This window comes from Rhodococcus erythropolis R138, assembly GCF_000696675.2.
GTDB lineage: Bacteria > Actinomycetota > Actinomycetes > Mycobacteriales > Mycobacteriaceae > Rhodococcus_F > Rhodococcus_F erythropolis.
Map to the genome: position 1 here is coordinate 3,226,692 of NZ_CP007255.1, position 25,492 is coordinate 3,252,183.

26 protein-coding genes and 1 riboswitch are annotated in these 25,492 nt (G+C 63.2%); of the genes, 17 read left to right on the top strand and 9 right to left on the bottom strand.

Going from position 1 to position 25,492, the window contains the following annotated elements:
* Positions 1 to 94: 94 nt before the first annotated feature.
* Positions 95 to 1,159, top strand: coding sequence for an aa3-type cytochrome oxidase subunit II (gene ctaC, locus H351_RS15115; protein ID WP_019748910.1), 1,065 nt, complete (start codon positions 95 to 97; stop codon positions 1,157 to 1,159).
* Positions 1,160 to 1,198: 39 nt separating this feature from the next.
* Positions 1,199 to 1,615, top strand: coding sequence for a cytochrome c oxidase subunit 4 (locus H351_RS15120; RefSeq protein WP_003941723.1), 417 nt, complete (start codon positions 1,199 to 1,201; stop codon positions 1,613 to 1,615).
* 107 nt (positions 1,616 to 1,722) lie between these two features.
* Here H351_RS15120 and H351_RS15125 read toward each other — a convergent pair whose 3' ends face one another.
* A complete protein-coding gene (locus H351_RS15125) occupies positions 1,723 to 2,112 on the bottom strand; it encodes a DUF3224 domain-containing protein (RefSeq protein WP_029255570.1) in 390 nt (129 codons plus the stop codon).
* 66 nt (positions 2,113 to 2,178) lie between these two features.
* Here H351_RS15125 and H351_RS15130 point away from each other — a divergent pair, with 66 nt between their 5' ends.
* The gene (locus tag H351_RS15130; RefSeq protein WP_029255569.1) at positions 2,179 to 2,475 is read left to right on the top strand and encodes an antibiotic biosynthesis monooxygenase family protein; all 297 of its coding nucleotides are present in this window, start codon (positions 2,179 to 2,181) and stop codon (positions 2,473 to 2,475) included.
* Between the two features lie 148 nt (positions 2,476 to 2,623).
* On the opposite strand, the gene qcrB is transcribed toward H351_RS15130, so the two are convergent.
* From qcrB to ctaE, 4 genes are all read right to left on the bottom strand, one after another.
* Complete coding sequence (gene qcrB, locus H351_RS15135) at positions 2,624 to 4,228, bottom strand: cytochrome bc1 complex cytochrome b subunit (protein ID WP_044480654.1); 1,605 nt, start codon at positions 4,226 to 4,228, stop codon at positions 2,624 to 2,626.
* 59 nt (positions 4,229 to 4,287) lie between these two features.
* Positions 4,288 to 5,430 carry a cytochrome bc1 complex Rieske iron-sulfur subunit gene (gene qcrA, locus H351_RS15140; protein ID WP_020908103.1) on the bottom strand — a complete coding sequence of 381 codons (1,143 nt, stop codon included), beginning with the start codon at positions 5,428 to 5,430 and terminating at the stop codon, positions 4,288 to 4,290.
* The gene (qcrC, locus tag H351_RS15145) at positions 5,427 to 6,278 is read right to left on the bottom strand and encodes a cytochrome bc1 complex diheme cytochrome c subunit (RefSeq protein ID WP_020908102.1); all 852 of its coding nucleotides are present in this window, start codon (positions 6,276 to 6,278) and stop codon (positions 5,427 to 5,429) included. Before qcrC ends, qcrA begins: the two co-directional genes overlap by 4 nt.
* A 64-nt stretch (positions 6,279 to 6,342) precedes the next feature.
* Positions 6,343 to 6,954 carry an aa3-type cytochrome oxidase subunit III gene (gene ctaE / locus H351_RS15150; protein ID WP_020908101.1) on the bottom strand — a complete coding sequence of 204 codons (612 nt, stop codon included), beginning with the start codon at positions 6,952 to 6,954 and terminating at the stop codon, positions 6,343 to 6,345.
* 127 nt (positions 6,955 to 7,081) lie between these two features.
* On the opposite strand from ctaE, the gene H351_RS15155 reads away from it, so the two are divergent.
* Both H351_RS15155 and trpD read left to right on the top strand, forming a co-directional pair.
* Positions 7,082 to 7,570: a hypothetical protein gene (locus tag H351_RS15155; RefSeq protein ID WP_037120408.1), complete on the top strand. Its 489-nt coding sequence runs from the start codon at positions 7,082 to 7,084 to the stop codon at positions 7,568 to 7,570.
* Positions 7,571 to 7,723: 153 nt separating this feature from the next.
* On the top strand, positions 7,724 to 8,815 hold the full coding sequence (gene trpD / locus H351_RS15160) for an anthranilate phosphoribosyltransferase (protein ID WP_020908099.1): 1,092 nt from the start codon (positions 7,724 to 7,726) through the stop codon (positions 8,813 to 8,815).
* Between the two features lie 8 nt (positions 8,816 to 8,823).
* On the opposite strand, the gene H351_RS15165 is transcribed toward trpD, so the two are convergent.
* Together H351_RS15165 and H351_RS15170 are read right to left on the bottom strand one after the other, a co-directional pair.
* Complete coding sequence (locus H351_RS15165; protein WP_003941677.1) at positions 8,824 to 9,099, bottom strand: Lrp/AsnC family transcriptional regulator; 276 nt, start codon at positions 9,097 to 9,099, stop codon at positions 8,824 to 8,826.
* A 78-nt stretch (positions 9,100 to 9,177) separates the two neighbouring features.
* Positions 9,178 to 10,938 carry a DEDD exonuclease domain-containing protein gene (locus H351_RS15170; protein ID WP_182261442.1) on the bottom strand — a complete coding sequence of 587 codons (1,761 nt, stop codon included), beginning with the start codon at positions 10,936 to 10,938 and terminating at the stop codon, positions 9,178 to 9,180.
* A 521-nt stretch (positions 10,939 to 11,459) separates the two neighbouring features.
* A riboswitch (cyclic di-AMP (ydaO/yuaA leader) is annotated at positions 11,460 to 11,638 on the top strand.
* 14 nt (positions 11,639 to 11,652) lie between these two features.
* Here H351_RS15170 and H351_RS15175 point away from each other — a divergent pair.
* The 4 genes from H351_RS15175 to H351_RS15190 all read left to right on the top strand — a co-directional run bounded on the left by H351_RS15175 (position 11,653) and on the right by H351_RS15190 (position 16,255).
* Positions 11,653 to 12,210 (top strand): C40 family peptidase, encoded by a 558-nt coding sequence (locus H351_RS15175; protein WP_019748904.1) that lies wholly within the window; start codon positions 11,653 to 11,655, stop codon positions 12,208 to 12,210.
* 324 nt (positions 12,211 to 12,534) lie between these two features.
* Entirely contained in the window at positions 12,535 to 13,587 is a 1,053-nt protein-coding gene (locus H351_RS15180) for a C40 family peptidase (RefSeq protein WP_029255567.1), read from the top strand.
* 74 nt (positions 13,588 to 13,661) lie between these two features.
* Positions 13,662 to 15,020, top strand: a complete 1,359-nt coding sequence (locus tag H351_RS15185) for a hypothetical protein (protein WP_223257793.1) — start codon at positions 13,662 to 13,664, stop codon at positions 15,018 to 15,020.
* 107 nt (positions 15,021 to 15,127) lie between these two features.
* Entirely contained in the window at positions 15,128 to 16,255 is a 1,128-nt protein-coding gene (locus H351_RS15190) for a glycosyltransferase family 4 protein (protein ID WP_029255565.1), read from the top strand.
* 82 nt (positions 16,256 to 16,337) lie between these two features.
* On the opposite strand, the gene H351_RS15195 is transcribed toward H351_RS15190, so the two are convergent.
* On the bottom strand, positions 16,338 to 18,149 hold the full coding sequence (locus H351_RS15195; protein WP_019748900.1) for an AMP-dependent synthetase/ligase: 1,812 nt from the start codon (positions 18,147 to 18,149) through the stop codon (positions 16,338 to 16,340).
* Positions 18,150 to 18,308: 159 nt separating this feature from the next.
* On the opposite strand from H351_RS15195, the gene H351_RS15200 reads away from it, so the two are divergent.
* From H351_RS15200 to H351_RS15235, 8 genes are all read left to right on the top strand, one after another.
* Entirely contained in the window at positions 18,309 to 18,695 is a 387-nt protein-coding gene (locus tag H351_RS15200; RefSeq protein WP_019748899.1) for an SRPBCC family protein, read from the top strand.
* Between the two features lie 63 nt (positions 18,696 to 18,758).
* Positions 18,759 to 19,196, top strand: a complete 438-nt coding sequence (locus H351_RS15205; RefSeq protein WP_019748898.1) for an SRPBCC family protein — start codon at positions 18,759 to 18,761, stop codon at positions 19,194 to 19,196.
* On the top strand, positions 19,197 to 20,465 hold the full coding sequence (locus tag H351_RS15210; protein ID WP_029255564.1) for an ArsA family ATPase: 1,269 nt from the start codon (positions 19,197 to 19,199) through the stop codon (positions 20,463 to 20,465).
* A complete protein-coding gene (locus H351_RS15215; protein WP_019748896.1) occupies positions 20,462 to 20,857 on the top strand; it encodes a hypothetical protein in 396 nt (131 codons plus the stop codon). The genes H351_RS15210 and H351_RS15215 overlap by 4 nt, the downstream gene beginning before the upstream one ends.
* 124 nt (positions 20,858 to 20,981) lie before the next feature.
* Complete coding sequence (locus H351_RS15220) at positions 20,982 to 22,022, top strand: ROK family protein (protein ID WP_020969875.1); 1,041 nt, start codon at positions 20,982 to 20,984, stop codon at positions 22,020 to 22,022.
* Positions 22,023 to 22,116: 94 nt separating this feature from the next.
* Positions 22,117 to 22,923 carry a lysophospholipid acyltransferase family protein gene (locus H351_RS15225; RefSeq protein WP_029255563.1) on the top strand — a complete coding sequence of 269 codons (807 nt, stop codon included), beginning with the start codon at positions 22,117 to 22,119 and terminating at the stop codon, positions 22,921 to 22,923.
* Positions 22,924 to 22,989: 66 nt separating this feature from the next.
* Positions 22,990 to 23,481, top strand: a complete 492-nt coding sequence (locus H351_RS15230; RefSeq protein ID WP_029255562.1) for a polyadenylate-specific 3'-exoribonuclease AS — start codon at positions 22,990 to 22,992, stop codon at positions 23,479 to 23,481.
* Positions 23,482 to 23,571: 90 nt separating this feature from the next.
* Positions 23,572 to 24,957, top strand: a complete 1,386-nt coding sequence (locus H351_RS15235) for a class II 3-deoxy-7-phosphoheptulonate synthase (protein WP_007730070.1) — start codon at positions 23,572 to 23,574, stop codon at positions 24,955 to 24,957.
* Positions 24,958 to 25,040: 83 nt separating this feature from the next.
* On the opposite strand, the gene H351_RS15240 is transcribed toward H351_RS15235, so the two are convergent.
* The gene (locus H351_RS15240) at positions 25,041 to 25,469 is read right to left on the bottom strand and encodes a protein-tyrosine phosphatase family protein (RefSeq protein ID WP_029255561.1); all 429 of its coding nucleotides are present in this window, start codon (positions 25,467 to 25,469) and stop codon (positions 25,041 to 25,043) included.
* Positions 25,470 to 25,492 lie beyond the last annotated feature (23 nt).

Genomic DNA, 25,492 nt, shown 5'->3' on the forward strand with positions numbered 1-25,492 from the left:
GGATGGATAGCGCCCGGCTTTGGTCTACGCTGCGTAGTAATTGGGCCTTCCCTCCGGGCATGCCCTAGTTGAATTTTGTGGCGATCAGGAAGGCGTGAACGTGGCGCAAGGTCGGATCCTTCGGCGAGCGGGGCTGGCAGTATCTCTGGGCATTGCTGCCTTGCTGCTGTCGGGTTGCTCCATCGACAACGAAGTGCTTCGTTTCGGGTGGCCTTCGGGCATCACCCCGGAGGCGACGCGCATGCGTGAGCTGTGGACGTGGTCGGTTGTAGCCGCCCTCGTCATGGGTGTGCTGGTGTGGGGACTGGTCTTCTGGGCCGTCATCTTCCACCGCAAGAAGAAGGACTCGCCGGAATTCCCGCGTCAGACGGCATACAACGTGCCTCTCGAACTCGGTTACACGGCAGTTCCCTTCGTCATCATCGCGGTTCTCTTCTACTTCACCGTCATCGTCCAGAACCATGTTCTGGACAAGACGGACAACCCTGACGTCGTCGTAGACGTCACGGCATTCCAGTGGAACTGGAAGTTCGGCTACCGCTCCATCGAGTTCGGTGACGGCAGTGCCAAGTACAACGGCATCGACGTCGAAGCCGAAGAGGCTGCCAAGGCCGAGGGCTCCACTGTCAACGATCACGGCGAAGAAGTTCCCGGCCCGATCCACGGCAACAGCACCGAGGACCTGAGCTACCTGCACTACGACAAGATCGAGACTGTCGGCTCCAGCCAGGAGATCCCGATCCTCGTTCTGCCCACCGGCAAGCGGATCCAGTTCGAACTCGCTTCCTCGGACGTCATCCACGCCTTCTGGGTGCCTGAGTTCCTGTTCAAGCGCGACGTTCTCCCGAACCCCAAGGAGAACCACTCGGACAACATCTTCCAGATCAGTGAGATCGAGAAGGAAGGCGCGTTCGTCGGGCGTTGTGCAGAAATGTGTGGCACGTTCCACGCGATGATGAACTTCGAGGTTCGTGCGGTTTCGCCCGAGGACTTCGCCAAGTACATCGAACTGCGTAAGGGTGACGCGGAGGGCAAGGGTGGTCTGACGACCGCCGAGGCCCTGCAGGCAATCGGTCAGTCGCCGGTGGCTACGTCGACCACGCCGTTCAACACCGACCGCGAGTACCGTCAGGCAACCGTCGCCACTGCAGGCAACTGAGCCGGCCAGCCTCTTCACTGAACAAGGACAAGTGCTGATATGAAGATCGAAGCCAAGCTCTTCGAGATCCTGACGATGTTCTTCATTCTCGTCGCGATCATCTACGGAGTGTTCACCGCTCTGTCACGCACAGGTATCGAGTGGGCCGGACTGACGGCCATCGTCCTGTCTGCAGGTCTGACGCTCATCGTGGGTACCTACTTCCGCTTCGTTGCCCGTCGTCTGGACACCCGTCCCGAGGACTACGACGACGCAGAAATCTCGGATGGTGCAGGAGAACTGGGCTTCTTCAGCCCGGGTAGCTTCTGGCCGATCCTGCTTGCCGCCGCAGCTGCACTCGCGGCAGTGTCGCTGGCGTACTTCCAGCCGTGGCTCATCGCAGTCGCAGTTGTCTGTGTGCTCGCCGCAGCTGCAGGCTTGGTGTTCGAGTACTACACCGGACCCGAGAAGCACTAGTTTCACCCGCACTCCAACAGAGGCGCCGCACCCACCCGGGTACGGCGCCTCTGTTGTCGTATCTACGAGTTGCGGTACGAGGGTGCCGATTACCCAACCGCTCTTTGTCAATCGTGGAGCGAGTATCCGAGGTCGTAGCGGTGCAGACCGTCGACGATCTCTAGCTCGAGAGTGCCCGAGATGCCCTTCAGCTCGCCGGTTCCGGACCCCGGCACGATCTCGTACAGCAGCTTCTGCGTTCCGTTGATCATCTGACCGAACTGCTGCAGGGCGAACGATCCCACAGCTTCGTCGACCTGCCCGGTGACAAACTCCAAAGCGACGTAGCCCGCTTCACCGGTTGTCGGATCGCCCGCGGACAGCATGAGTCCGGTCGATGTTCCTTCGACGCCGCCGATGAACGTCTTGTCGAACTCGAAGCGCCCGACGCGTCCGGAGAGCTCAGGATCGGCGGGGCGGAGATCGATCTCGAAGGTGCCGCGTGCATGGGATGTCATGGTCCGAGTATCTCACCAGGCGGCAACGCCTCGAGGGGACTACCGAGAACGTGCAACACTCCGTAGATGATCCTCGAACATGCCGTCCTGCAGGTCGATCCGTCGCAGTCAGCGCGATTCGAGGCCGCGTTCGATGTGGCCCGAACCATCATCTCCGAGGTCCCCGGATTCATCAGGCTGCGACTCTCGCACTGCCTGGAATCGCCGGAGCGGTATCTCTTGCTCGTCGAGTGGGAAGACGTGGAGTCACACACCAACGGGTTCCGTCAGTCCACGGGATACGAGAAGTGGCGAGAACTTCTCCACCACTTCTACGAGCCGTTCCCGACGGTGGAGCACTATTCAACTGTGCTCGAGGTCTAGCAAGGCGTCGTGCCCGCTGTTGTCGGCGCTCAGACGTCGAACCGGGGGAGTGGTGACCCACTGGAGGTTGTCATGCTGAATCGCTCAGAGAACGAGTGAGGCCCCGAACCGGAATCCGGTTCGGGGCCTCACTGGTCAACTGTCGTTCTTAGTGGAGTTCTCCACTGGAACCATCGGACTTGCCGTTGGTTCGGTTCTGGTAGTCCAGAAGGATCTGAAGCTGCTCGTGCTCAGCTTCGTGATGAGCGGCTTCGAGAGCCTCGCTCTCCTCGACTGGGTCAGCGGTGATGAGGCTACCGCTACCGGGCTTGCCGGCGAGGCCGAGCTTGTTCATCTTCTTCGGGACAGCGGCACCCTGGTACTCGAGCGGGATCGGGTGTCCGTGCTCGTCGACGGGGCCGAGCGGCTGGTGGATCTCGATGTACTGGCCGTTCGGCATCCGCTTGATGATGCCGGTCTCGATGCCGTGTTCGAGGACTGCACGGTCACTGCGCTGCAGGCCGATGCAGAACCGGTACGTCACGAAGTACGCGATGGGCGGAAGGATGACCATGCCGATACGGCCGATCCACGTCATTGCGTTCAGCGAGATGTGAAGGTGGTACGCGATGATGTCGTTGATGCAGGAGATCGTGAGCACCAGGTAGAACGCGATGGACATCGCACCGATAGCGGTACGGACCGGCACATCGCGCGGGCGCTGCAGGATGTTGTGGTGAGCGTCGTCTCCGGTGAGACGCTTCTCGATCCACGGGTACGCGATCAACAGTGCGAAGACGAGGCCCATGATCAGGGCGACGGCGAACACAGCGGGGATCGTGTAGCGGCCGAACAGGTAGATCTCCCACGCCGGCCACAGTCGAGCAAGGCCGTCCGTCCACATCATGTAGATATCGGGCTGGGAACCTGCCGAGACCTGTGACGGGTTGTACGGACCGATGTTCCAGACGGGGTTGATCTGGAACAGACCACCGAGCAGTGCGAGCACGCCGAAGGTCATGGCGAAGAACGCGCCACCCTTCATTGCGAAGACCGGGAGGATGCGGACGCCGACGACGTTCTGTTCCGTACGGCCGGGGCCGGGGAACTGCGTGTGCTTCTGGTACCAGACCAACGCGAGGTGGCCGGCGATCAGAGCCAGGATGATGCCCGGGAACAGCAGCACGTGAGCGACGTAGAGACGCGGGATGATGAGGTCGCCGGGGAAGTCGCCGTCGAAGATCAGCCAGTGCATCCAAGTACCGACGATCGGGATACTCATCGTGATACCACCGAAGGCGGCGCGGAGGCCGGTGCCCGAGAGCAAGTCGTCGGGGATGGTGTAACCGAAGAAGCCTTCGAACATCGCCAGGATGAGCAGCAGGCAGCCGATGACCCAGTTCGCTTCACGCGGACGACGGAATGCGCCGGTGAAGAAGATGCGAGCGAGGTGAACGATGATCGACGCCGCGAACATCAGTGCAGCCCAGTGGTGAATCTGGCGAACGAAGAGACCGCCGCGCACCTCGAAGGAGATGTTCAGGGTCGTCTCGTAGGCGCGAGACATCGTGACACCGCGAAGCGGCTGGTACGCGCCCTGGTAGACGACGTGTGCCATCGACGGATCGAAGAACAGTGTCAGGAACACACCGGAGATCAGCAGGATCACGAAGCTGTAGAGCGCGATCTCGCCGAGCATGAAGGACCAGTGCGTCGGGAAGACCTTGTTGATCTGCCGGCGCATGCCTGCGGCGAGGTGGTAGCGGGAGTCCATAGCCTCCGCTTGTCCAGCCGCTGCCGCGCTGATCTTGGACGGTTTGGTTGTTGTTGTGGTCACGGTCGACGCTCCCAAAATGCCGGGCCGAGTGCTTCGATGAAGTCACCGTCGGCGACCAGGAAGCCCTCTTCGTTCACTGTAATAGGCAACTGCGGAAGTGCGCGAGCAGCGGGACCGAAGATCGGCTTGCCGTAGGTCAGTGCGTCGAACTGCGACTGGTGGCAGGGGCACAGAATACGGTTGCTCTGCTGTTCGTAGAGCGAGGTGGGGCAACCCAGGTGGGTGCAGATCTTCGAGTACGCGAAGTAATCGCCGTAGTTGAAGCTCTCCTGGCCCTTGCGCTTGGTGACACGCGCGGTGTCTTCCGTGCGGAGGCGGATGAGCATCACCGAGTTACGAATGCCGCGCAGTGCTGCGAGCAGAGCGTGCTCGTCGCCACGGTCGGACTCGCGGAACGGGAAGACCGTTTCCATAGAACCGGCATCGAGATCTTCCGGGCGAACGAGGACGATGTCCTCGGGACGGCCGGTGTCACGACGCAGGTAGATGGTCTCGCCCGGGTAGTTCGGGGTCCAGCCGGACACCCACAGGGGTGAGTCGTCGCCCTTGGCCCACGGGTTCTTGATGAGTCCGCCGAGAGGCATGACCATCATGACGCCGAGTGCGCCACCGCCGAACATCAAGCTGCGCTTGATGGCCTTTCGGCGGGGGAGGGTGGACGTATCGAGGGTGTCGCCGAGCTCGGCGACGATCGTGCGACGATCGACCTCGGTGGATCCACCGTCGTGGCGGTCCTGGATCGAGACCTCTTCGGGGATGAACTTCTTGGTGAACTGAACGGCACCGATGCCGACGCCGAGGATCGCCAGACCCATGGTCAAGCCGATCAACGGGGTGTACAGGCTGTACTTGCCGTAGTTCTCGTCACCGGCACCTGCATACTCCCAGGGCCAGAACAGGTAGATCGCGATGAATGCGATCGCCGAAACGCCGGCGAGGCCGAACCAGAAGGCGACGTTGCGCTCGGCGCGCTTTTCCGCCCTGGTGCCCTTTACCGACCAACGATCACGGCGGTAGACGACATCGACGCCATCGAGATTGGTACCCAGCTTGACCAGGTCGTCGCGTGACATCGCGTCGAGCTCTTCATCTGTGTACTTCTTAGGCGTATCGCCGCCATGCTGGCCAGCGTCGCTCATGACCTTGCTCCGATCCACAATGCTGCACCGACGACAGCGATGATTCCGACGGCCCACATGGCGAGACCCTCAGAGGCCGGACCGAGGCCACCGAGCCCGTACCCACCGGGGTCCTTCGACTCGCCCGACGACTTGACGTAGGCGATGATGTCCTTCTTCTCCTCGATCGTCAGCTGACGATCCGAGAACTTCGGCATGTTCTGGGGGCCGGTAACCATGGCAGCGTAGATCTGCTGCTCGCTGGCCGGATCCAGGACCGGGGCGTACTTGCCCGAGGACAGTGCGCCACCGCGGCCGGTGAAGTTGTGGCAGGACGCGCAGTTGAGCCGGAAGAGCTCACTGCCGCGTCCGATGTCGCCACCGCGCAGCGAGGACTGGGCGATTTCGCCGTTCTCGTCGCGGATGAGCGTCGGGCCGCCGCCGTTGGCCTGGATGAAAGCGCCGAGGGCGTCGGTCTGCGCAGCATCGAACTTGGGGTCCTTGCGTGCAGCCTGGGCCTCGTTGCGAGCTGCGGGCATACGACCAGAGGAGACCTGGAAGTACACGGCTGCTTCGCCGACGCCGATGAGGCTGGGACCGCGGTCCTGCACGCCCTGCAAGTTCGCGCCGTGGCACGTGATGCATGACGTGTCGTAGAGCTGCTTGCCTTCACGAATCAGGGCTGCTGAATCGTCGCTGGCGGTCGCAACCTGCGGAGCTGGTGTCAACGCCGAAGCGAGGAAACCTGCGCTGATCAATCCCATCATCAATACGAGCGCGCCGGTAACGCGCCGGCGGATTTTCCGCTGGCGACGCGACTTCGCGGCATTCGCTGAGTTATCGGATGCGGGAGGGGGGGATGAACTCATCTGTATCCCTTTGGTATGTCGGGACGGAACTGGACGTCAGGGGCTGCCTGGGGCGTACAGCTGATTAACGGATGAAATAAATCGTGGCAAACAGCGCGATCCACACGATGTCGACAAAGTGCCAGTAGTACGAAACAACGATCGCGGCGGTGGCCTGGGCGGGCGTGAACTTGCTGACCCGGGTACGTGCGATCAAGAAGACGAAGGCGATGAGACCGCCGATGACGTGCAGACCGTGGAAGCCGGTGGTCATGTAGAACACCGAGCCGTACACGCTGCTCGAAATCGTGGTGCCCTCGTGCACAAGGTGGTAGTACTCGTAACCCTGGCCGGAGACGAAGAACGCCCCCATGATCAAGGTGATGGTGTACCAGCGACGAAGTCCGAAGACGTCGCCACGCTCAGCCGCGAAGACACCCATCTGGCAGGTGAACGAAGATGCGATAAGCACCAAGGTCACCGGCACGGCCAGATACAGGTTCAATTCGGTTGGCTCCGGCGGCCAATTTCCGTTCGCCTGAGCTCGTGCCACGAAGTACATGGCAAAGAGCCCTGCGAAGAACATGAGCTCACTTGACAACCACACGATGGTGCCAACGCTGACCATATTCGGCCGGTTCAGCGAGTGCACGCGTTGGGTGATTGCCGATCCTGAAGTCCCTACTGCGCTCGTCACAGACAGAAGTATGACGCTTCGTCGTAAGAGACGACCACTCGGGTCCACCATCGGCGCGTCGCTCGGCTCGAGTTCGCGGGATCGGGCGGCGAACGCGCTGGTGGCGTGGTCGGAATATGCTGGCGCGATGGCAGCTACACACAAGAGTAGACCGTGGTTCCTGAGAATTTTCGGCACGAAGATTCCGACGCCGCTCGACGCGGCGCGGTCGGATCTGGTCGTCGTTGCCGAGGGCTTCGACGACGCCGAGGCGAGTTCGACCGCTCTCGAACGTGCCGGCTCCACCGAGCCGGAGTTTCGGGCGGAGTCCGAAGTGGTTCTGCGGCACCATCTCGACCTGCCGGAGGACTCGGTTGCCGATGCCGAGAACATCGTCGCTCAGGACGGATATGTGCGAGGCGCGAGTCGGCCCGAGGACGTGACTCAGGCGGTCGAGAATTCGGTTCGCGTCATCTTCGAGCGTGTCCAAATCCTTGACGCCCTGCATTGCTCCCAGGAGCGATCACGAATGGCCGGTCTGGCGCAGCGACTCGGTGGTTCCGTCGCCGGGTGGGACGCGCTCCAGCCCCCGATTCTTGCGGAGGCGACGCCCAAACGCGGTCGCCGAAAGACCTGAGCGGCCCTATTCGGTTTCCTTGCTACCTCACTGACTAGGCTGCGAGGGTCATCGGCAGCACAAAATGGCAGCACAAAATGGCAGCACGAAACGACAGCTCGAAACGACAGCTCGAAATCCAGCCCACATGAACGACAAGGGGACCAAGGCACTATGGCCGGCACCGACGCATCCAACGCCGTGAACGTCGATTCGAGTGCAGTGGTGCGGTCGTGGCCGATGATTCTCGGTCTGCTCACGGACGGCAGTGATCTGTCGGAAGCCGACAGTCGGTGGGCGATGGGCGAGATCATGTCGGACAATGCCACTTCCGCTCAGATCGCCGCTTTCGGCGTCGGGCTGAAGATGAAGGGCGAAACCCCCGCGGAGTTGGAAGGGCTCGCCGGCGCGATGCTCGAACACTCCCGGCGCGTGCCGGTCGATTCCGACGTGGTCGACATCGTCGGCACGGGTGGCGACCGCTCCAACACGGTCAACATCTCGACGATGGCCTCGATCGTGGTTGCCGCGTCCGGTGTGCGAGTTGTCAAGCACGGCAACCGCGCTGCTTCGTCCAAGAGTGGTGGCGCAGACGTGCTCGAGGCGCTCGGCGTTCGCATCAACCTCGGCCCGGAGCAGGTTGCGAGGTGCGTCGAAGAGGTCGGCATCGGCTTTTGTTTCGCGCCGGTCTTCCATCCCGCACTGCGCTTTGCGGCGGTGCCTCGCAAGGAAATCGGCATCCCGACGGCATTCAACGTGCTCGGTCCACTGACCAATCCGGCTCGTCCGCGTGCCGGGCTGATCGGGTGCGCATTTCCGAAGCTGATCTCGGTGGTCGCGGGAGTCCTTGCGCAGCGCGGTAATTCGGCGTTGGTGGTGCGTGGAGACGACGGACTCGACGAACTGACCACATCGACGACTTCGACGGTTCACATCGTCGGCGGTGGAAGTGTGCGAACTGTCACGCTGGATCCGCGCGACCTCGGAATCGACCGCGTTCCTCTCGAAGAGTTGCGCGGAGGAGACGCCGAATTCAACGCCACCGTCGCCCGAACGCTGCTTTCCGGACAGAAGGGGCCGGTCCGGGACGCGGTCTTGCTGAACGCGGGAGCGGCCATCGCGGCGTTCAACGGTGTCGGTGACGATCTCGAGGGTGCGATCTCCGCCGGGATGACTGCAGCCGCTGCCGCGATCGACAGCGGCGCCGGCGCTGAACTGCTTCACAAGTGGGCGGCACTCACCGCCGAACTGGCCGACCAAGCCTGATCGACGAGCTACTCGCCCAGCGAGAAACCGGCCTCGACGTCTGCGCTGGAGAATGACTGGAAGGCGATGTGTGTGGCGGTTCGGAGAACGCCGGGCACCTTGTTGATTCCTCCGGTGACCACGTCGGCGATCTGGGCGTGGTCACGTACCTTCACGATGGCGATCAAGTCGACGTCACCTGCGCACGAGTAGACCTCCGTCACTCCGGACAGGTCGGCGACGGCCTGCGCGGTTTCCGGGATCCGAGCGGACTCGGCGTGAATCATGACGATGGCGTTGATCATTTCTCTCCTCGATTTCCCGGTGGGTTGTGATGACCCGGTGGTTTCGATCGAGCTTAGGGGTGCCGCTCCGTCGTTACGTCATCGATGTTCGGATTCGGTACCGGCCCGCGCGAGTCGGCACCAGGCTTCCCACTTGCCGGCGCCGCCCGCAGGTTCGACGTAGCCGGATGTCGCCGACACGATTCGGACACCGTCCGATGCGAGCCACCGTGCGATCAGGCCCAGTTCTTCGGGTGACGCGCCGCGGAACGGTGCGTCGTCCGGTAGGACGGTTTCGGCTGCCGCGGTGATGGCGTCGACGACGGGCATCGGGTGAGTTCCACGTCTGGCGAGCCCGGCGGACGCGAGACGTCCGGAACGGATCACCGACAGCTCCCAGCCGCCGTCCCCGGTGGGACGGGCGAGAATCAGTTGTTCGATCGCCGCGACTGCTGCGAGTCGCTGAGTGCGCCGCACTGCGGTAGAGACTGCGACCGTTCGGTCACGCAGACGAGCAGCATTCTCGAACAACGCGTGTTCGGACAGCTCGTCTATTCGCGCCTGCATTTGTTGGAGGGGAGCGTCGTTGGTTCCCCGGAAGAATCCACGCACAGTCTCAGGGGCGGCCGCGTAGTCCTGCGCAGTGAGTTCCGGTGCCCAGGAGGCGGGACACGCCCCCAGTTCGCGAGCGGGGCAGTCAGGGCCGTGAACGGCGCCGCGCCCGAGACGTTTGGTGCACGTGCGTAGGCGGCTGAACTCTGCGACGGTGTCGGCGACTTCGACTGCGTCGCCGCGAGAGGTGAACGGGCCGATCGAATCGGCCGTAGGCGTGCGAACCACGGACAGTCTGGGAAACGCCTCGTCGGTGAGAGTGATCCACCATCCTCTTTTGGGGAATTTGGAGCGACGGTTGTACGGGGGTGCATGCGCGCTCAGTAGTCGTAGTTCACGCACCCCTGCCTCGAGCGCATGGGCGCACTCGACGTGGTCCACACGGGTGGCGAGCGCGACCATTTCCTTCATCCGGCCGCGGGTCTCCGAACCGGTGAAGTAGTTGCGGACGCGGCGTCGAAGGTCGGTAGCAGTTCCTATATAGAGGGCTTCGTCCGAAGGGCCTCGGAAAAGGTAGACACCCGGACTTCGCGGCAGGTTTGCGGCGAAGGACCGTTTGGCCCGCTGATGTGAGGAAATGTTGGGCAGGTAGTCGACGAGTTCGCTGTAACTGTGGACGCCTTGGTTCCCGACTCTGTCGATCAACCCGTGTAGGACGTCGACGGTCGCACGCGCGTCGTCGAGCGCGCGGTGCGTCGGTTGGGTGGTCACCTGGAAGAGATGGGCGAGTGCGGAGAGTTTGACCGAAGGCGCCTCGTCGCGGGTGAGCACGCGCCTGGCGAGCTTCACAGTGCACAGCACACGGAACGCCGGCCACGGGCGTGCGCTGCGTGACGCCGCTGCTTTCAGGAAGCCGATGTCGAAGGGCGCGTTGTGTGCCACCAGCACCGCACCCTCGGCGAATTCGAGAAAAGCGGGTAGGACACGTTCGATGGGAGGTGCGCCGATCAGCATGGCGGTGGTGATTCCGGTCAGTTCGACGATGTACGGCGGAATCGATCGGCCGGGGTCGACGAGTGTTGCCATTTCACCGAGCACTTCGCCACCGCGGATCTTGACGGCGCCGATCTCGGTGATGGAGTCCTGGTCGGCGCTTCCACCTGTGGTCTCGAGGTCGACGACGACAAACGTCGTTTCGCTCAGCGGTGTGTCCAGCTCGTCGAAGCTCAGTTGCCGCCCGACGTCGAACTTCTCCCCGTCGGAGAACGGGGACGGAGACGGAAATTCTCGGGCCGAGGCGGGACTCACACCGCAGACAGTAGAAGGACCCCCCGACACGAATTCGAGAGTGCATACGCGGAATCCGGCTCACTGCGACTTCCATTGGGAAAGCAACGGATTGACCCCCGACAAAAGTACGAGAGACGAGGATCACACTTGCGGTGGGAACTCGCGAATGCGGTCTCCTACCTACTTACCGGTAGGGCGATTCGTGAGGGTGTTGCTACGGCGATCAGTCGCCGAAACCGCCTGATTGATCGAAACGGGTTCTAGTTTCAAGTAATCGGCGTTGAACTGCATGGAAGATCGGATTGTCGGGTTTGGTGACCCTTGCCAGTGGGTAGCAAGCGCAGGTTTGCGGGCCAGGTGAGCCTCGCCGAACAGACCTGTTGTTATCTCTTCGTGACCCGTCCGGCGTATCGCGGGCGCGGCAGCATGATTTCCGGCGAATCGGGCGCGATTGTCACGAAGCGGTCGACATCGTCGCGATCATTTCGTAACCTTCCTGAGACCTAACGAAGTCTTGCCGGACCAAACAGGACCGGCATCGTCAGGAACCGCCTAATCGGGATCTCCGCGAGGAACCCGAACCGGGAACCCAAGTTTCCACTGGGGTGAATCCCGCCTGGGGTGCAGCACGCATGATCGCTGCGGACCACGCGGGTAGGGCTGATCTTCCCAGCCCGAACCCGTCAGCTAACTCGGTCGGCGGATGAATGGAAGAAATGGAGCACCCCTTAAGTGGCGTCACAGAGTTTCAAGCGTTCAGCGCAGTTGGCAGTAGCCGGCGCGCTCGCAGTCGGAGCATTTGCTGCAACCGCTGCACCTGCCTCGGCAGACCCCATCACCATCCCCGGCGTCGGCACCTTCGAGGTTCCGGGCGTTTCTATTCCTCAGTTGCCGGTCATCCCGGGCATCACCGACATCGCACCGGCCGCTCCGGCCGCTCCCATCTCCAGTGTTGGTGAGCAGGCAGTTCGCGCCGCAGAGAGCAAGCTGGGCTCCCCGTACGTGTACGGCGCATCGGGCCCGGACGCATTCGACTGCTCCGGTCTGGTCCAGTGGGCATACAAGCAGGCTGGTCTGAACCTGCCTCGCACGAGCTACGACCAGGCCGCAGCCGGCGTTGCCGTTTCACAGTCCGATCTTCAGGTCGGCGACGTGATCTCCTTCTACGGCGGATCGCACTCGGGCATCTACGCCGGCAACGGCAATGTCATCCACGCGTCGACCGCTGGTCAGCCCGTGAAGCTCGCACCGGTGTCCTCGATGCCGTACGACGGTGCTCGCCGTTACTGATTTCTGAACACGCTCGACGGCTGTCTCCGGTAGACGGTCGGAACGATCCGCCGCTGCAAGGCGGCGGAGCTCGGGGGAGCTCCGGATCTTCGAATGTGGGCCTCGAATCTTTGATTCGAGGCCCACATTTTCGTTTCGCGACAATTCGCCCGGTACTTCACCCCGACACGCCTACCGGCGAGTAGACACAAACGTATGCCGTTCCGTAACCTTATCGAGACATTGCGCGGCCGAGACAGGTACTGTGGATAGTTGACAGCCAGCTAACAGATCGTCGACCGGTCCCGGTCGACGTCGCTTCACCGAGACGGAGAGTTGCATTCCGTGGTTTCATCGAAAAACAACAGTCGAGTACGCGCCGCATTGACAGTGGGAGTGCTGGCGTTCGGACTCGTCGCAGGGCCTTCGATGCAGGCCGGTGCCGACCCCGTCATCACCAACCCCACCGAGGCGCTCGACAAGCTCGGTGAACTCTCCCGGGTATCCGAGCAGACCAACGAAGCGCTGCACAACGCACAGATCGACCTCGACGCGAAGCTGGCGGTCGCGAATGATGCGGACGCGCGTTCGGCAGCCGATCAGGGTCTTCTCGACGCGGCTTCGGCACGTGTCGCCGAGTTCGCTCCGGCGGTAAACCGTATTGCCACAGCGAATTACCAGGGTGCGCGGACCAATCGCCTCTTTGCGTTGATGGTGAGCGACTCGCCGCAGCAGTTGCTCGATCAGATGTCCGCGCTGGACGTGATTTCCAACGACGCGGCAGTGCAGGTCTCACAGTTCAACCAAGCCACTGCCGAAGCGCGTGCCGCCTCGGAAGCATCGAAGCGTTCGGCCGAAGAAGCGCGGACCGCCGCCGATCAAGCCCGCGCACTCAGTGACGATTTGCAGCGCAAGCAGAGTGAACTGCAGACGCAGATCGTCGACGTGACCAAAGCTTTCCAGAGCCTCACCGACGACGAGCGTAACCAACTGAGCGGTACGCCATTCCCGCCGGACGTCGATCTCAGCAAAATTCTAGCTAACTTGACGCCTGGTTCGGGTGCTGCTGCTCTGCAGGCAGGCCTCACGCGGATCGGTGACCCGTATGTCTGGGGCGCGACCGGCCCGAACGAGTTCGACTGCTCAGGTCTGGTCGTATGGGCCTACAAGCAAATCGGGAAGACTCTGCCGCGTTCGAGCCAGGCGCAGGCGCAGGGCGGCGTACCGGTGTCGAGGGACCAGTTGCAGCCCGGTGACGTCGTGACTTTCTACAGCGACAACTCGCATGTCGGTATCTACGCCGGCGACGGAAACATTCTGCATGCGTCGACGTTCGGCGTACCGGTGAAGGTTCAGTCGATGGCAGGCATGGAGTTCTCCACTGCGCGTCGTTACTGACGGCTTGCTGCGCCCGAGCGGCGTGTGGCCAGCCGCCGTGAAGCGTCGAGTCGAGTTCTCCTACACTCGGCACCGTGCCGACTGAACCGATGACGACGCCCGACGTCGGCGCAGATCGACCACGCCGTTGGGAGTATCCAGCCCTCGTGGCGCTCGGCGTTGCCGTGGTGCTCGTGCTCGGTTTGACGATCTTCCTGACGAACAGGTCCGATTCCGACGAAAATGTGGCCAGTGAGCAGGACGCCGAACGCACCGCGCAGGTACAAGCATTTCTCGATGCATGGGCTGCGGCGCAGATGTCCGACGATCCGTCGGGGCTGGCGAAGTTCGTCGACAGTGCTGCGGCACCCGGTGTGCTCGAAGCGGAAGTTCGACGAGCCACCGCTGCGGGAGCGCTCGACTTTGCCGACTGGGGATACGAGATTCCCAGCGGCGGCCTGACTCCGGCGCCGCGAACCGGTGCACCGGACGGAGACGTCGAGGTCTGGAATGCGCAGGTCCTGTTGCGATACGCCCTCGACGGCGTTGACGCATTGCCCACTCGCAAGGCAGTGTCCATGACGCTCGCGAAACGCGGCGATCAGTGGTCGGTTCTTGCGGACGGGTCGATCGTCGGACTGGACGGAGCCCGAACGGCGGGCGAATCCTGGAACGGCCCTTGGGACTTCGGGCCGCTGGCCGTCGCCGAAAATACCGCGGGCAATGCACTCGTGATCGGTCACCCGGGTCAGCAGGCGTTCGTCGACGCTTTGGCGGCCGATGTGGACTCAGCCATCGAGAACACGACGCAGTTGTGGGGGCCGTGGTGGTCCGAGCGCGCGGTGCTCATGGTGGCGGGGTCCGCGGAGGAGTTCACCGCACTGGTCGGCTCCCATCACGACGGCGCTTCGATTGCCGCAGTGTCGGTCGCGGATGCAACGGCGGACGGGTCTTCCGACGTGAGCGGCCAGCGGGTGGTCTTCTCACCTGCCGCGGCTTCGAGGCTGACCGACATCACCAGGCGAACGGTGTTGCGCCACGAGCTCATGCACATAGCCGCCCGATCGAAAACCCGTGACGGGTCGCCGATGTGGGTGTTGGAAGGGTTCGCCGAATACGCGGGAAATCGTGGATCCTCGCGGGCCTGGGGTGAGATCGCGCCGACTCTGGCAGCAGCGGTCCGCTCCGGCGATACTCCGACAGAGTTTCCGGACGACACACAGTTCGGCGGTGTCCCGGTCGTGAGTTCACTGGCGTACGAATCGGCGTGGTCTATCAACGCGTATATCGCTGATCGATTCGGCGAGGCGAAGCTGACCGACCTCTTTCGCGCCCTCGCCTCCGGAAAGATGACGGCCGAAGACCTCGACTCGCGGATCCGAGCGGTCCTCGGCGTCGGAACCGAGGAACTGCGAGTCGGCTGGGTCGACTGGACCAACAGCCATCTGGGCTGAGCAGTTCGCGGCTGGGTCAGTTGCAGCGGCGAGCTGAGCTTCGCAAGTCTCCAAGCACTGCGTGCCCTTGTCACGACTCGAAGCACAGCGTGCCCTACGGTGGACGGATGCGCCGGACCCTCTTGGTGACCAACGATTTTCCTCCTCGCCCCGGAGGTATCCAGTCTTATCTCCACACGTTTGCCGGGCACCTGCCTGCTGACAAGTTGGTGGTGTACGCACCGCGGTGGCGGGGCGACTCGCACAAGAAGTTCGATGCGGCACAGCCTTTCGAGGTCGTTCGGCACCCGACGACACTGATGCTGCCGTCGCCCTTTGTCGCTCGTCGGGCCGCGAAGCTGGTCAAGAAGCACGACTGTGAGTCGGTGTGGTTCGGTGCGGCAGCGCCCTTGGCGCTGTTGGCGCCGGTTGTTCGACGCGCCGGAGCGAGCCGAGTGATCGCGAGTACTCACGGCCACGAGGTCGGGTGGTCGATGATTCCCGGTGCGCGGCAGTCGTTGCGTGTGATCGGCGATCACACGGATGCGGTGACGTTTGTCAGCAAATACACCCGTGGACGGTTCTCGGCGGCTTTCGGCCCGCAAGCGGCGCTCGAGCACCTTCCGTCCGGAGTGGACACGTCGGTGTTCCACCCGGACTCGGTCGCCCGCGCAGAACTGCGCAAGCGATACGGGCTGGGGGAGCGGCCCACGATCCTGTGCCTGTCGCGGCTCGTGCCACGCAAGGGGCAGGACATGCTCATCAAGGCGCTGCCGACCATTCGCAAGAGCGTCGACGGGGCGGTACTGGTGATAGTCGGCGGTGGACCGTACGAGGACCACCTCCGTCAATTGACACGTAAGACCGGGATGGACGATCACGTCGTCTTCACCGGCACGGTGCCCGCCGCAGAGTTGGCGGCTCACCACACGATTGCCGACGTGTTTGCCATGCCGTGTCGCACGCGAGGCGCGGGATTGGATGTCGAAGGACTGGGAATCGTCTACCTCGAGGCCTCGGCGACCGGCGTTCCGGTCATCGTCGGCCGCAGCGGTGGCGCTCCGGAAACCGTGCAGCAGAACAAGACCGGGCTCGTGGTCGACGGCACCTCTGTTCGGGACGTCGCCGAATCCGTGATCGAGGTGCTGTCCGATCGTGATCGAGCGGCCGCGATGGGAGCAGCCGGCCGGGAGTGGGTTGCCGAAGACTGGAAGTGGGACACGCTCGCTTCGAAGCTGCGTAATCTGCTCGGCTGAGCCACCGGGACTCGAACGCAAACGGCCCGCACCGAATTCGGTGCGGGCCGTTCGTTGCTGCGAGAAGCTGCTTGCCGAAAACCTACTTGGCGTAGATCTTTTCGATGTCGGCGGCAAAGCTCTCGTGCACGACGTTGCGCTTGAGCTTCATCGTGGGCGTGAGTTCGCCTGTGTCCTCGGAGAAGTCGACCGGAAGAATGCGGAACTTCTTGATCGCCTCGGCGTGTGAGACGAGCTTGTTGGCCTCGTCGATGGCGTCCTGGATTTCACCGACCAGTTCGCCGTCCGAAACCAGGTCGGCAGCTGTGGTTCCCGCGGCCTTGTTGTTGCGCTCGTTCCAGGCGGGAAGTGCCTCGGCGTCGATGGTGATGAGAGCGCCGATGAAAGGCTTCTGGTCGCCGACCACGATGGCCTGGCTGATCAGGGGGTGTGCGCGAAGGGAATCTTCGAGCTGAGCGGGGGAGACGTTCTTGCCGCCTGCCGTGACGATGATTTCCTTCTTGCGACCGGTGATCGTGATGTAGCCGTCCTTGTCGACGGTGCCCAGGTCTCCGGTGTGGAACCAGCCGTTCTCGATCGACTCGGCGGTCGCCTTCTCGTTGCGCCAGTAGCCGGTGAAGACCACCGGTCCCGAGAGGAGGATTTCGCCGTCTTCGGCAATGCGAACGGAGTTGCCGGCCAACGGCTTTCCGACAGAGCCGACCTTCTGTGCGCCGATGGTGTTGACGGCGAACGCTGCGGTGGTCTCGGTCAGTCCGTAGCCCTCGTAGATCGTGACGCCGATACCGCGGAAGAAGTGGCCGAGTCGAGCGCCCAGGGGTGCACCACCGGAAATGGCCAGCTGGCACTGTCCACCGAGTGCAGCGCGCAGCTTCGAGTACACGAGCTTGTCGAAGAGGGCGTGCTTGGCCTTGAGAACGATGCCCGCGCCGCCCTTGTCCTGAGCCTCGCTCCACGCGACCGCGGTGTCTGCGGCCGCGTCGAAGATCTTGCCCTTGCCGTCACCGTGCGCCTTGGCGCGTGCGCTGTTGTAGACCTTCTCGAATACGCGCGGCACCGAGAGGATGAAGTCGGGCTTGAACTCGCCGAACGTCGGAACGAGGTTCGGGATGTCGCTCGTGTGTCCAAGCGCTGCACCGGCATCGAACGACGCGATGCTGACTGCGCGAGCGAGAACGTGCGCGAGCGGCAAGAACATCAGGGTGCGAACGCCGGGAGTCTTGAGCAGCGTCCCGAGGTTGGAGTCGAGGATGCCCTTCGACTCCGCAATGAGGTTGGAGTGCGTCAGCTGGCAGCCCTTGGGCCGGCCAGTGGTGCCCGAGGTGTAGATCAGGGTCGCGGGATCGGAGGCCTTCAGTGCAGCGACGCGGGCGTGGACGTCCTCGTCGGAGATGTCGGCGCCCAGTGCGGTCAATTCCTCGACGACACCCTTACCGGCTGCCGCGGCATCGATCTGGTAGACCGTGCGCAGCGCGGGTGCGGCTGCAGCGACGTCCTTCACGGTCGCGGCGTGAGTGTCGTTCTCGACGATGAGGTCGATTGCTTCTGAGTCCTCGAGAATCCAACGAACCTGCTCGGCTGCGGAGGTTTCGTAGATCGGAACCGTCACGCCACCGGCTGCCCAGATGGCGTAGTCGACGAGCGGCCATTCGAAACGCGTCGCCGACATGAGGCCGACGCGGTCGCCCTGCTTGACGCCGATCGCGATGAGGCCCTTGGCGACTGCAGTCACCTGGGCGGCGAAATCGCCTGCAGTGACATCGACCCATGCATTTCCGACTTTGCGCTTGTAGACAACCGCCGCCGGCTTCGTCTTCGCGAAGGCGAAGACCGAGTCGACCGCGGAGGCATCCTCGGGAATGGTGAACGTCTGGGGTGCGCTGAACTCAGGCACGAAATACCTCCGACACTGCGAAATACTGACGAGTAGGGTTTTCGTCTCCTACTGTAGTCGCATGTCCGACGCAGTTGTGGCCAGGCTTACAGTCTGTCCGGTATGTAGTGGTGCGACACCCCCCGACGCTTCGCCGACGCGATATGTGAAGCTACTTCGGTGAGCAGCATTCAGGTCGCAGACCAGACTTTCATCGCCGCCCCGCCCGAGCGGGTCGCCGAACTGTTGTCCTCGCGCGCGCGGTGGCGTCGCTGGTTCAGTGATCTTGCGCTCGAAGTCCGGGAAGATCGCGGTCCCGCAGGATTCCGTTGGGGAGTGTCCGGTCAGCTGGTCGGCACCATGGAGGTGTGGCTCGAACCGGTCATGGACGGGACGATCGCGCACTACTTCCTGCACTGTGAACCGGTCGGCGTATCACCGTCGGATCTGGCGAACCTCGACCTCGCCGGGATGAACCGAAAGCGTCGGGTCGACGGCAAGGTCATGTCCTTCCAGCTCAAGCGCGAACTCGAAGCAGGACGTGCCGCCGGGGTAGCACCGGACTGATAATCGAAGCAGTGCTCGTTGTGCAGGTTCTGGACTTTTGACGAAGGAAGGTAGCGCAGTCGTATGGCCGAGAAGACCAAGGGGTTGATCAGCATCGACGCCCCTGCCGACGCCGTGATGGACGTCATCGCCGATTTCGCGCAGTACCCCGAATGGGTGGCCGCGGCGAAGTCCGTCGAGGTGACGGCGCCGGGGCAGGGCGGCCGCGCGGACCGAGTGCGTTTTGTCCTCGACGCGGGGATGGTGAAGGACACCTACGAACTGCAGTATTCGTGGGCGCCTGACGGGATGGCAGTGAGCTGGGAGCTGATCTCGGGTGAGATCCAGAAGTCCCAATTCGGTTCGTACACACTCGAGCCCGGCCCGAACGGCACCACCTCTGTCACCTACGAGTTGACGGTCGACCTGACGATTCCGATGATCGGTCTCTTCAAGCGCAAGGCCGAGAAGATCATTACCGACACAGCTCTGAAAGAACTGAAGAAGCGAGTCGAGGGCTGAGTGCCGGAGCAACGATCTCGCGTCCAACTGTTCGTCGGTAAAGGCGGAGCAGGCACGACGACGCTTGCCTCGGCGACGGCTGTGTCGGCTGCGTCCGACGGGGCACGAGTGCTTTTGGTGTCGATCGATCAGGCAGGTTCTCTCGCGGATGTCGTGGGCGTGCCGGCGCTGCGAACGACTACACCTCTCGCCGAGCGCCTCGACGTCCGGCAACTCGACACTTCCGAGCTCCTCGAGGAAAAGTTCCGAGGACTGTCGGGATTGATCGATGCTGCAGGAAATTTCGGAGCGGGAGATCACGAACACGGTTCGTCGTTCGAGGGGTTGGAACCGGAAGAGTTGACGGGGTCCCTGGGGATCCAAGACATACTCGGACTCTCCGAGATCGTCGATATCTCGAGCAGCGGTGACTACGACCTCGTGATCGTGGACTGTCCGGCCGCAGCCGAAGCACTGCGGATCCTCGGGTCGCCGTCGATGGTGTCGGAGTATCTCGAGCGATTGTGGCCGCGGCACAGGCGGATGGTCGCCGTGACGGGCTCGGACATGCGAGCGTTGCTACTCGTGTCCGTCATCGAACGCGTGCTCGCGTCGGTGGATCGAATCGCCGTTCACCTCTCGGATCGGGAGAACACCAGCGTGCGCGTTGTGACGTCGGCCGATGGCGTGTCGGCCGCGGCGACTCGCCGGACGCTGTCCGGTCTGGCTCTGGCGGGGTTGCGAGTCGAGGGGATTGTGGTCAACAACCTTGTCCCGCAGTTCAACTCGTCGGCCGGGAAGGGGGTCGACGATTCGCCGGCGGCACAATGGCTCGCTTCGATCAGGGCGTCGCAGGCACACGTCGTCGACGAATTGCGTGGATCGACTGATGGAATGTCCGTCACAACGGTCGAGCGCGCCTGCGCCGAACCGGTAGGGTTGGCGGCTCTGGGCGAGATCGCGGCCACGTTCGAGGGTGGAACGGGCACGGATTCGGACACGGTCGACACAATCGACGCTGTCGACACCGCGGACAACATCGTGGTGTCGTTGGAGTCGGGGGCCGGAGTCGATTCGGTGTACGTGATGCGGATGTACCTTCCGCTCGTGGATCCGTCGTCGTTGTCGTTGGGCCGGGTGGAGGACGATGTGCTGGTGGGAGCAGACGGCGTACGACGCAGAGTTCGTTTGGCGTCGGTGCTGCGTCGTTGTGTCGTGAACGGGGCGGAGTTGGACGGCAGTTACCTGATCATCCGGTTCAGCCCGGATCCCGCGGTGTGGCCAGTATGAGCGAAGAGCACGAGCGCCTCGTCGCGGAATTTCGCGCGCTGGCGGATACCGTTCTGACGCGCCTGGAACCGGTCTTGCAAAAGGCTGCAGCAGCGACGGCCGACGTTGCGGGTGACTCGGCGTCAGCGGACACGCAGCCGGTGTTCACTGGCTGCAGCTGGTGCCCGGTGTGCGCTCTCGCTGCACTGGTTCGCGGTGAGCACCACGAACTACTGGCGTTTCTCGCGGGTCACGCAGCGGCGTTCCTCGCATTGCTTCGCGAGATTCTCGACGAGTTTCTCGGGGGGCCGTCCGGCCCGGATCGCGGACCGGACAGCGGAGCGACGACGCCAGGTGCCGAGCGAACTCGAACGGCGGCATTTGTCCCGATCAACGTGACGGTCAAGGACTGACTTAGTACCCCGGGTAGAGCTGACGGCCCGAGATGAGCACAATCGACACAATGGTCACCGACGCACGAGGCACCGATACAGGGTGCGCACTCCAGCGGGCGCCGCTCGCGCGGGAATTGGCGCGATGAGCGCGCGCCGCTTGAAAGCGGTCTCCGACTCCACCATGGACGACATCTTGACGGTCGGCATCGACGTCGGCGGAACGAGCATCAGGGCCTCCGTCGTGGACGTCGACGGACAAGTGCTCGAGATGATTCAAGCCCCGACCCCGCAGTCCGCACGCGCTCTCGAAGACGGCCTCGATCGCGTCGTACGCGAACTGGTCACCCGGCACGAGGTATCTGCCGTGGGGTTGGCGGTCGCAGGTTTCATCACCTCCGATCGAAGCTCGGTTCGGTTCGCGCCGCACTTGCCCTGGGTGGACGCGCCGGTGGGCAGTGACTTGAGTAAGCGGCTCGGATTGCCGGTCGTTCTCGAGCACGACGCCAATGCAGCGGCGTTCGCGGAGCACCGATTCGGCGCGGCCGCAGGTGGCCGCAATGTCGTGATGGTGGCAATCGGGACCGGAATCGGCGGTGCGCTGCTGATCAACGGTGAGCTGTACCGGGGCAGTCACGGCGTCGCCCCCGAACTCGGCCACATCCAGGTCGTGCCAGGCGGGCGTCAGTGTGCGTGTGGCAAGCGTGGGTGTTGGGAGCGCTATTGCAGCGGAACGGCGCTCGTGGACACGGCAATCGAACTGCTGGCCGCCGACCCGGCTGCGTCGACGGTTCTAGCGCGCGAAGTAGCGGTGGATCCGGGTTCCCTCACCGGTCGCCGGATCGCCAACGCCGCGCAGGACGGTGACCCACTCGCTCTGGCAACCATTGCCGAGTTCACCCGTTGGCTGGCCGTCGGATTGGCGATGGTCGGGGACGTCTACGATCCCGATCTGGTCGTGATCGCAGGCGGCGTCGCGAGTTCTGCCCCACTGTTTCTCGACGACGCCCGTGAGCAGTACGCGACATTGTTGACCGGCGCGAAGCACCGCCCACTGGCACGAATCCGTTCGGCTCAACTCGGCGAAGCTGCGGGCATGGTGGGCGCCGCCGCATTGGCGCGTTCGGTAGTGCCTCAGGATCTCGGTGGGGTCGACGGCGCTGGAACCACGTCTGCCGGACTGTGATCGGGTCGATCCTCCAGGGGCGTGTGTAGCGGGGGTTACCGGTCGGCAGTAAGGTCGTACTCAGCGAAATTCAGCTGTGAATGGGAGGGACGCCGTGTGGTATTGGCTCTTCAAGTATGTGTTGCTGGGGCCGATTCTCTGGCTGCTCGGGCGTCCGACGGTCAAAGGTCACGAGAACATTCCGACTGACGGAGCGGCCATTCTGGCCAGCAATCACCAGGCGGTTCTGGACTCGTTCTACCTTCCGCTTCGCGTCAACCGCCGCATCACCTTCCTTGCCAAGAGCGAGTACTTCACCGGTTCCGGCCTGAAGGGCGCTTTCCAGAAGTGGTTCTTCACCGCGGTCGGACAGGTCCCCATCGACCGAACCGGCGCGGATGCGGCGCAGGATGCGCTCAACGCCGGTCTCAAGGTTCTCGGTTCGGGCAGTCTGCTGGGTATCTACCCCGAAGGAACGCGTTCGCCTGACGGTCGCCTCTACAAGGGCAAGACCGGAATGGCGCGCCTCGCGCTCGAATCGGGCGTCAAGGTGATCCCGGTTGCGATGGTCGGCACCGACAAGATGAATCCGATCGGCTCACGGATGTGGCGCCCAGCCAAGGTCACCGTGATCGTCGGCGAACCCATCGATTTCTCCCGCTTCGAAGGCATGGGCGGAAACCGCTTCGTCGAGCGGGCTGTGACCGACGAAGTGATGTACAAGCTGATGAAACTCTCCGGCCAGGAGTACGTGGACATCTACGCGGCGAGCCTCAAGAACCAGGCGCCCACGAAACCCGAAGCTGCCGTCGATGTTCCGGCGGAAGGCGGCGAGTTGGTTGTCGATCTCGTGGCCTCGGCCGAGTCGAAGGAGTCCGCGAAGACCGACAAGGATTCGCTCCCGGACGCACAGGCCAGCTAGAGATTTCCCACACCTGCCGCACGCGCATTGGCTCCAGAGCCTGCGCGTGCGGCATAGTTTTCGGACGTGCGCTACTTCTACGACTGTGAATTCATCGAAGACGGTCGAACCATCGATCTCGTGTCCATCGGCGTTGTCTGCGAGGACGGCCGAGAGTATTACGCGGTCTCGACGGAGTTCGATGCCGCCCGTGCCGGTAGTTGGGTGCGCAAGAACGTGCTGCCGAAGTTGCCGCAGCCTTCGTCGCCGCTGTGGAAATCACGCGAGAAGATCCGCGACGATCTTCTGAAATTCTTCGTTCCGCGGCCGATGGTCGTTCCGGAGCTCTGGGCGTGGGTAGCCGCATACGACCACGTCGCGCTGTGCCAGTTGTGGGGCGATATGACCGAACTACCGCAGTCGATGCCGCGGTACACCCGCGAACTCCGACAGTTCTGGGAAGACAACGGCAGTCCTGCCCTCCCGTCAGCGCCCGCCGACGCACATGACGCACTTGCCGACGCCAGGCACAACCTCGTGAAGTTCGACGCGATTTCGGCAGCACGTTCACTTCGCTGACTCAGGTTTCGGTGCGCGAGAAGTGTCCCGATTGGGCTGCGATCGAGAGCCTGTGTGACGCGCCGACGGGCGAGCGAATATCCTGTAGAGGTGAACTGGACTGTCGACGTGCCGATCGACCGCTTGCCCGAACTCCCGCCGCTGCCTGCCGGACTGCGTAAGCAGCTCGACGAGGCGCTCGCGAAGCCCGCTGCTCAGCAGCCCTCGTGGCCCGCTGACCAGGCGGCCGCCATGCGGACTGTGCTCGAGAGCGTGCCTCCCATCACGGTGGCCAGCGAGGTCGAGGCGCTGCAAGAGCGTCTCGCGCAGGTCGCGCGTGGTGAAGCATTCCTGCTCCAAGGCGGTGACTGCGCCGAGACATTTGCGGACAACACCGAGCCGCACATCAAGGGAAACATTCGCACGTTGCTGCAGATGGCCGTCGTGCTCACCTACGGTTCCTCGATGCCTGTCGTCAAGGTTGCTCGCATCGCCGGCCAGTACGCCAAGCCGCGTTCTGCCGACATCGACTCGCTGGGGCTCAAGTCGTACCGCGGCGACATGATCAATTCGCTCGTCGCCGACGAGGCAGTCCGTGCGCACGATCCTTCGCGTCTGGTGCGCGCATACGCCAACGCCAGCGCCGCGATGAACCTGGTTCGCGCGCTCACCGGCGCCGGCATGGCCGATTTGCACAAGGTGCACGACTGGAACCGCGAGTTCGTCGCAGCTTCGCCCGCGGGCGCACGCTACGAGCAACTCGCCGCCGAGATCGACCGCGGCCTGCAGTTCATGAACGCGTGTGGCGTCACCGATCCGAGCCTGCACCAGGCACAGATCTTTGCCAGCCACGAGGCCCTGGTTCTGGACTACGAGCGCGCGATGCTGCGTCTCGACAACGACAGCGACCACCCCAAGCTCTACGACCTCTCGGCCCACTTCCTCTGGATCGGTGACCGCACCCGTCAGCTCGACGGCGCGCACATCGCCTTCGCCGAGTTGGTCTCCAACCCGATCGGCCTCAAGATCGGTCCGAGCACCACGCCGGAAATGGCGGTGGAATACGTCGAGCGTCTCGACCCCACCAACAAGCCGGGTCGACTGACTCTGATCTCGCGCATGGGCAACGGCAAGGTCCGCGACCTGCTGCCGGCGATCATCGAGAAGGTCCAGGCCACCGGCCACCAGGTCATCTGGCAGTGCGATCCGATGCACGGCAACACCCACGAAGCCTCCACCGGGTACAAGACGCGCCACTTCGATCGCATCGTCGACGAGGTTCAGGGCTTCTTCGAGGTCCACAACGGCCTCGGCACGCATCCGGGTGGTATCCATGTCGAGCTGACCGGTGAGAACGTCACCGAGTGCCTCGGCGGCGCGCAGGACATCTCCGATCTCGATCTCGGTGGTCGCTACGAGACGGCCTGCGACCCCCGATTGAACACCCAACAGTCGTTGGAGCTCGCGTTCCTCGTGGCCGAGATGCTGCGAGGCTGAAACCCTGCTTCGCCGAAGCTGATTCGCACTGGCACTGATTTTCGGCAAACGCCCTCACCCGCGCGCGCAGGTGGGGGCGTTCGCTATTTCGTGAATCGTGTGACGAATCGGCGCTGCCAGGGCATTTCGACGGCGCGAGGTGAGTAGCGTGCGCGAACGTACGCGGTGGCGTCCTTACTCGGCACTCCGTCCATAATGGCAAGAGCGGCCAAAGCTGTTCCGGTGCGGCCGAATCCGCCACCGCACGCGATCTCGACTCTTTCGGTTTCCGAACGCACCCACACTTCGTGCAAGGCGCTGCGCAGCGCGTCGGGATCGCTCGGCAACCAGAAATCTCGCCAGCGGACCCACACCGAATCCCACTCGGTGGCGGGAGGTTCTTTACCGGTCAGGTAGACACCGAAGGTGGGGAGAGGTCCGGAAGGAAGTGGATTTCGGAGTCCTCGAGCCCGAATCGATCTCCCCGACGGCAAGTCGAGTATCCCTATGCTCTCCGGTTCCCACGTGGCCATGAATTCAGACTAGGCCGAAGCGG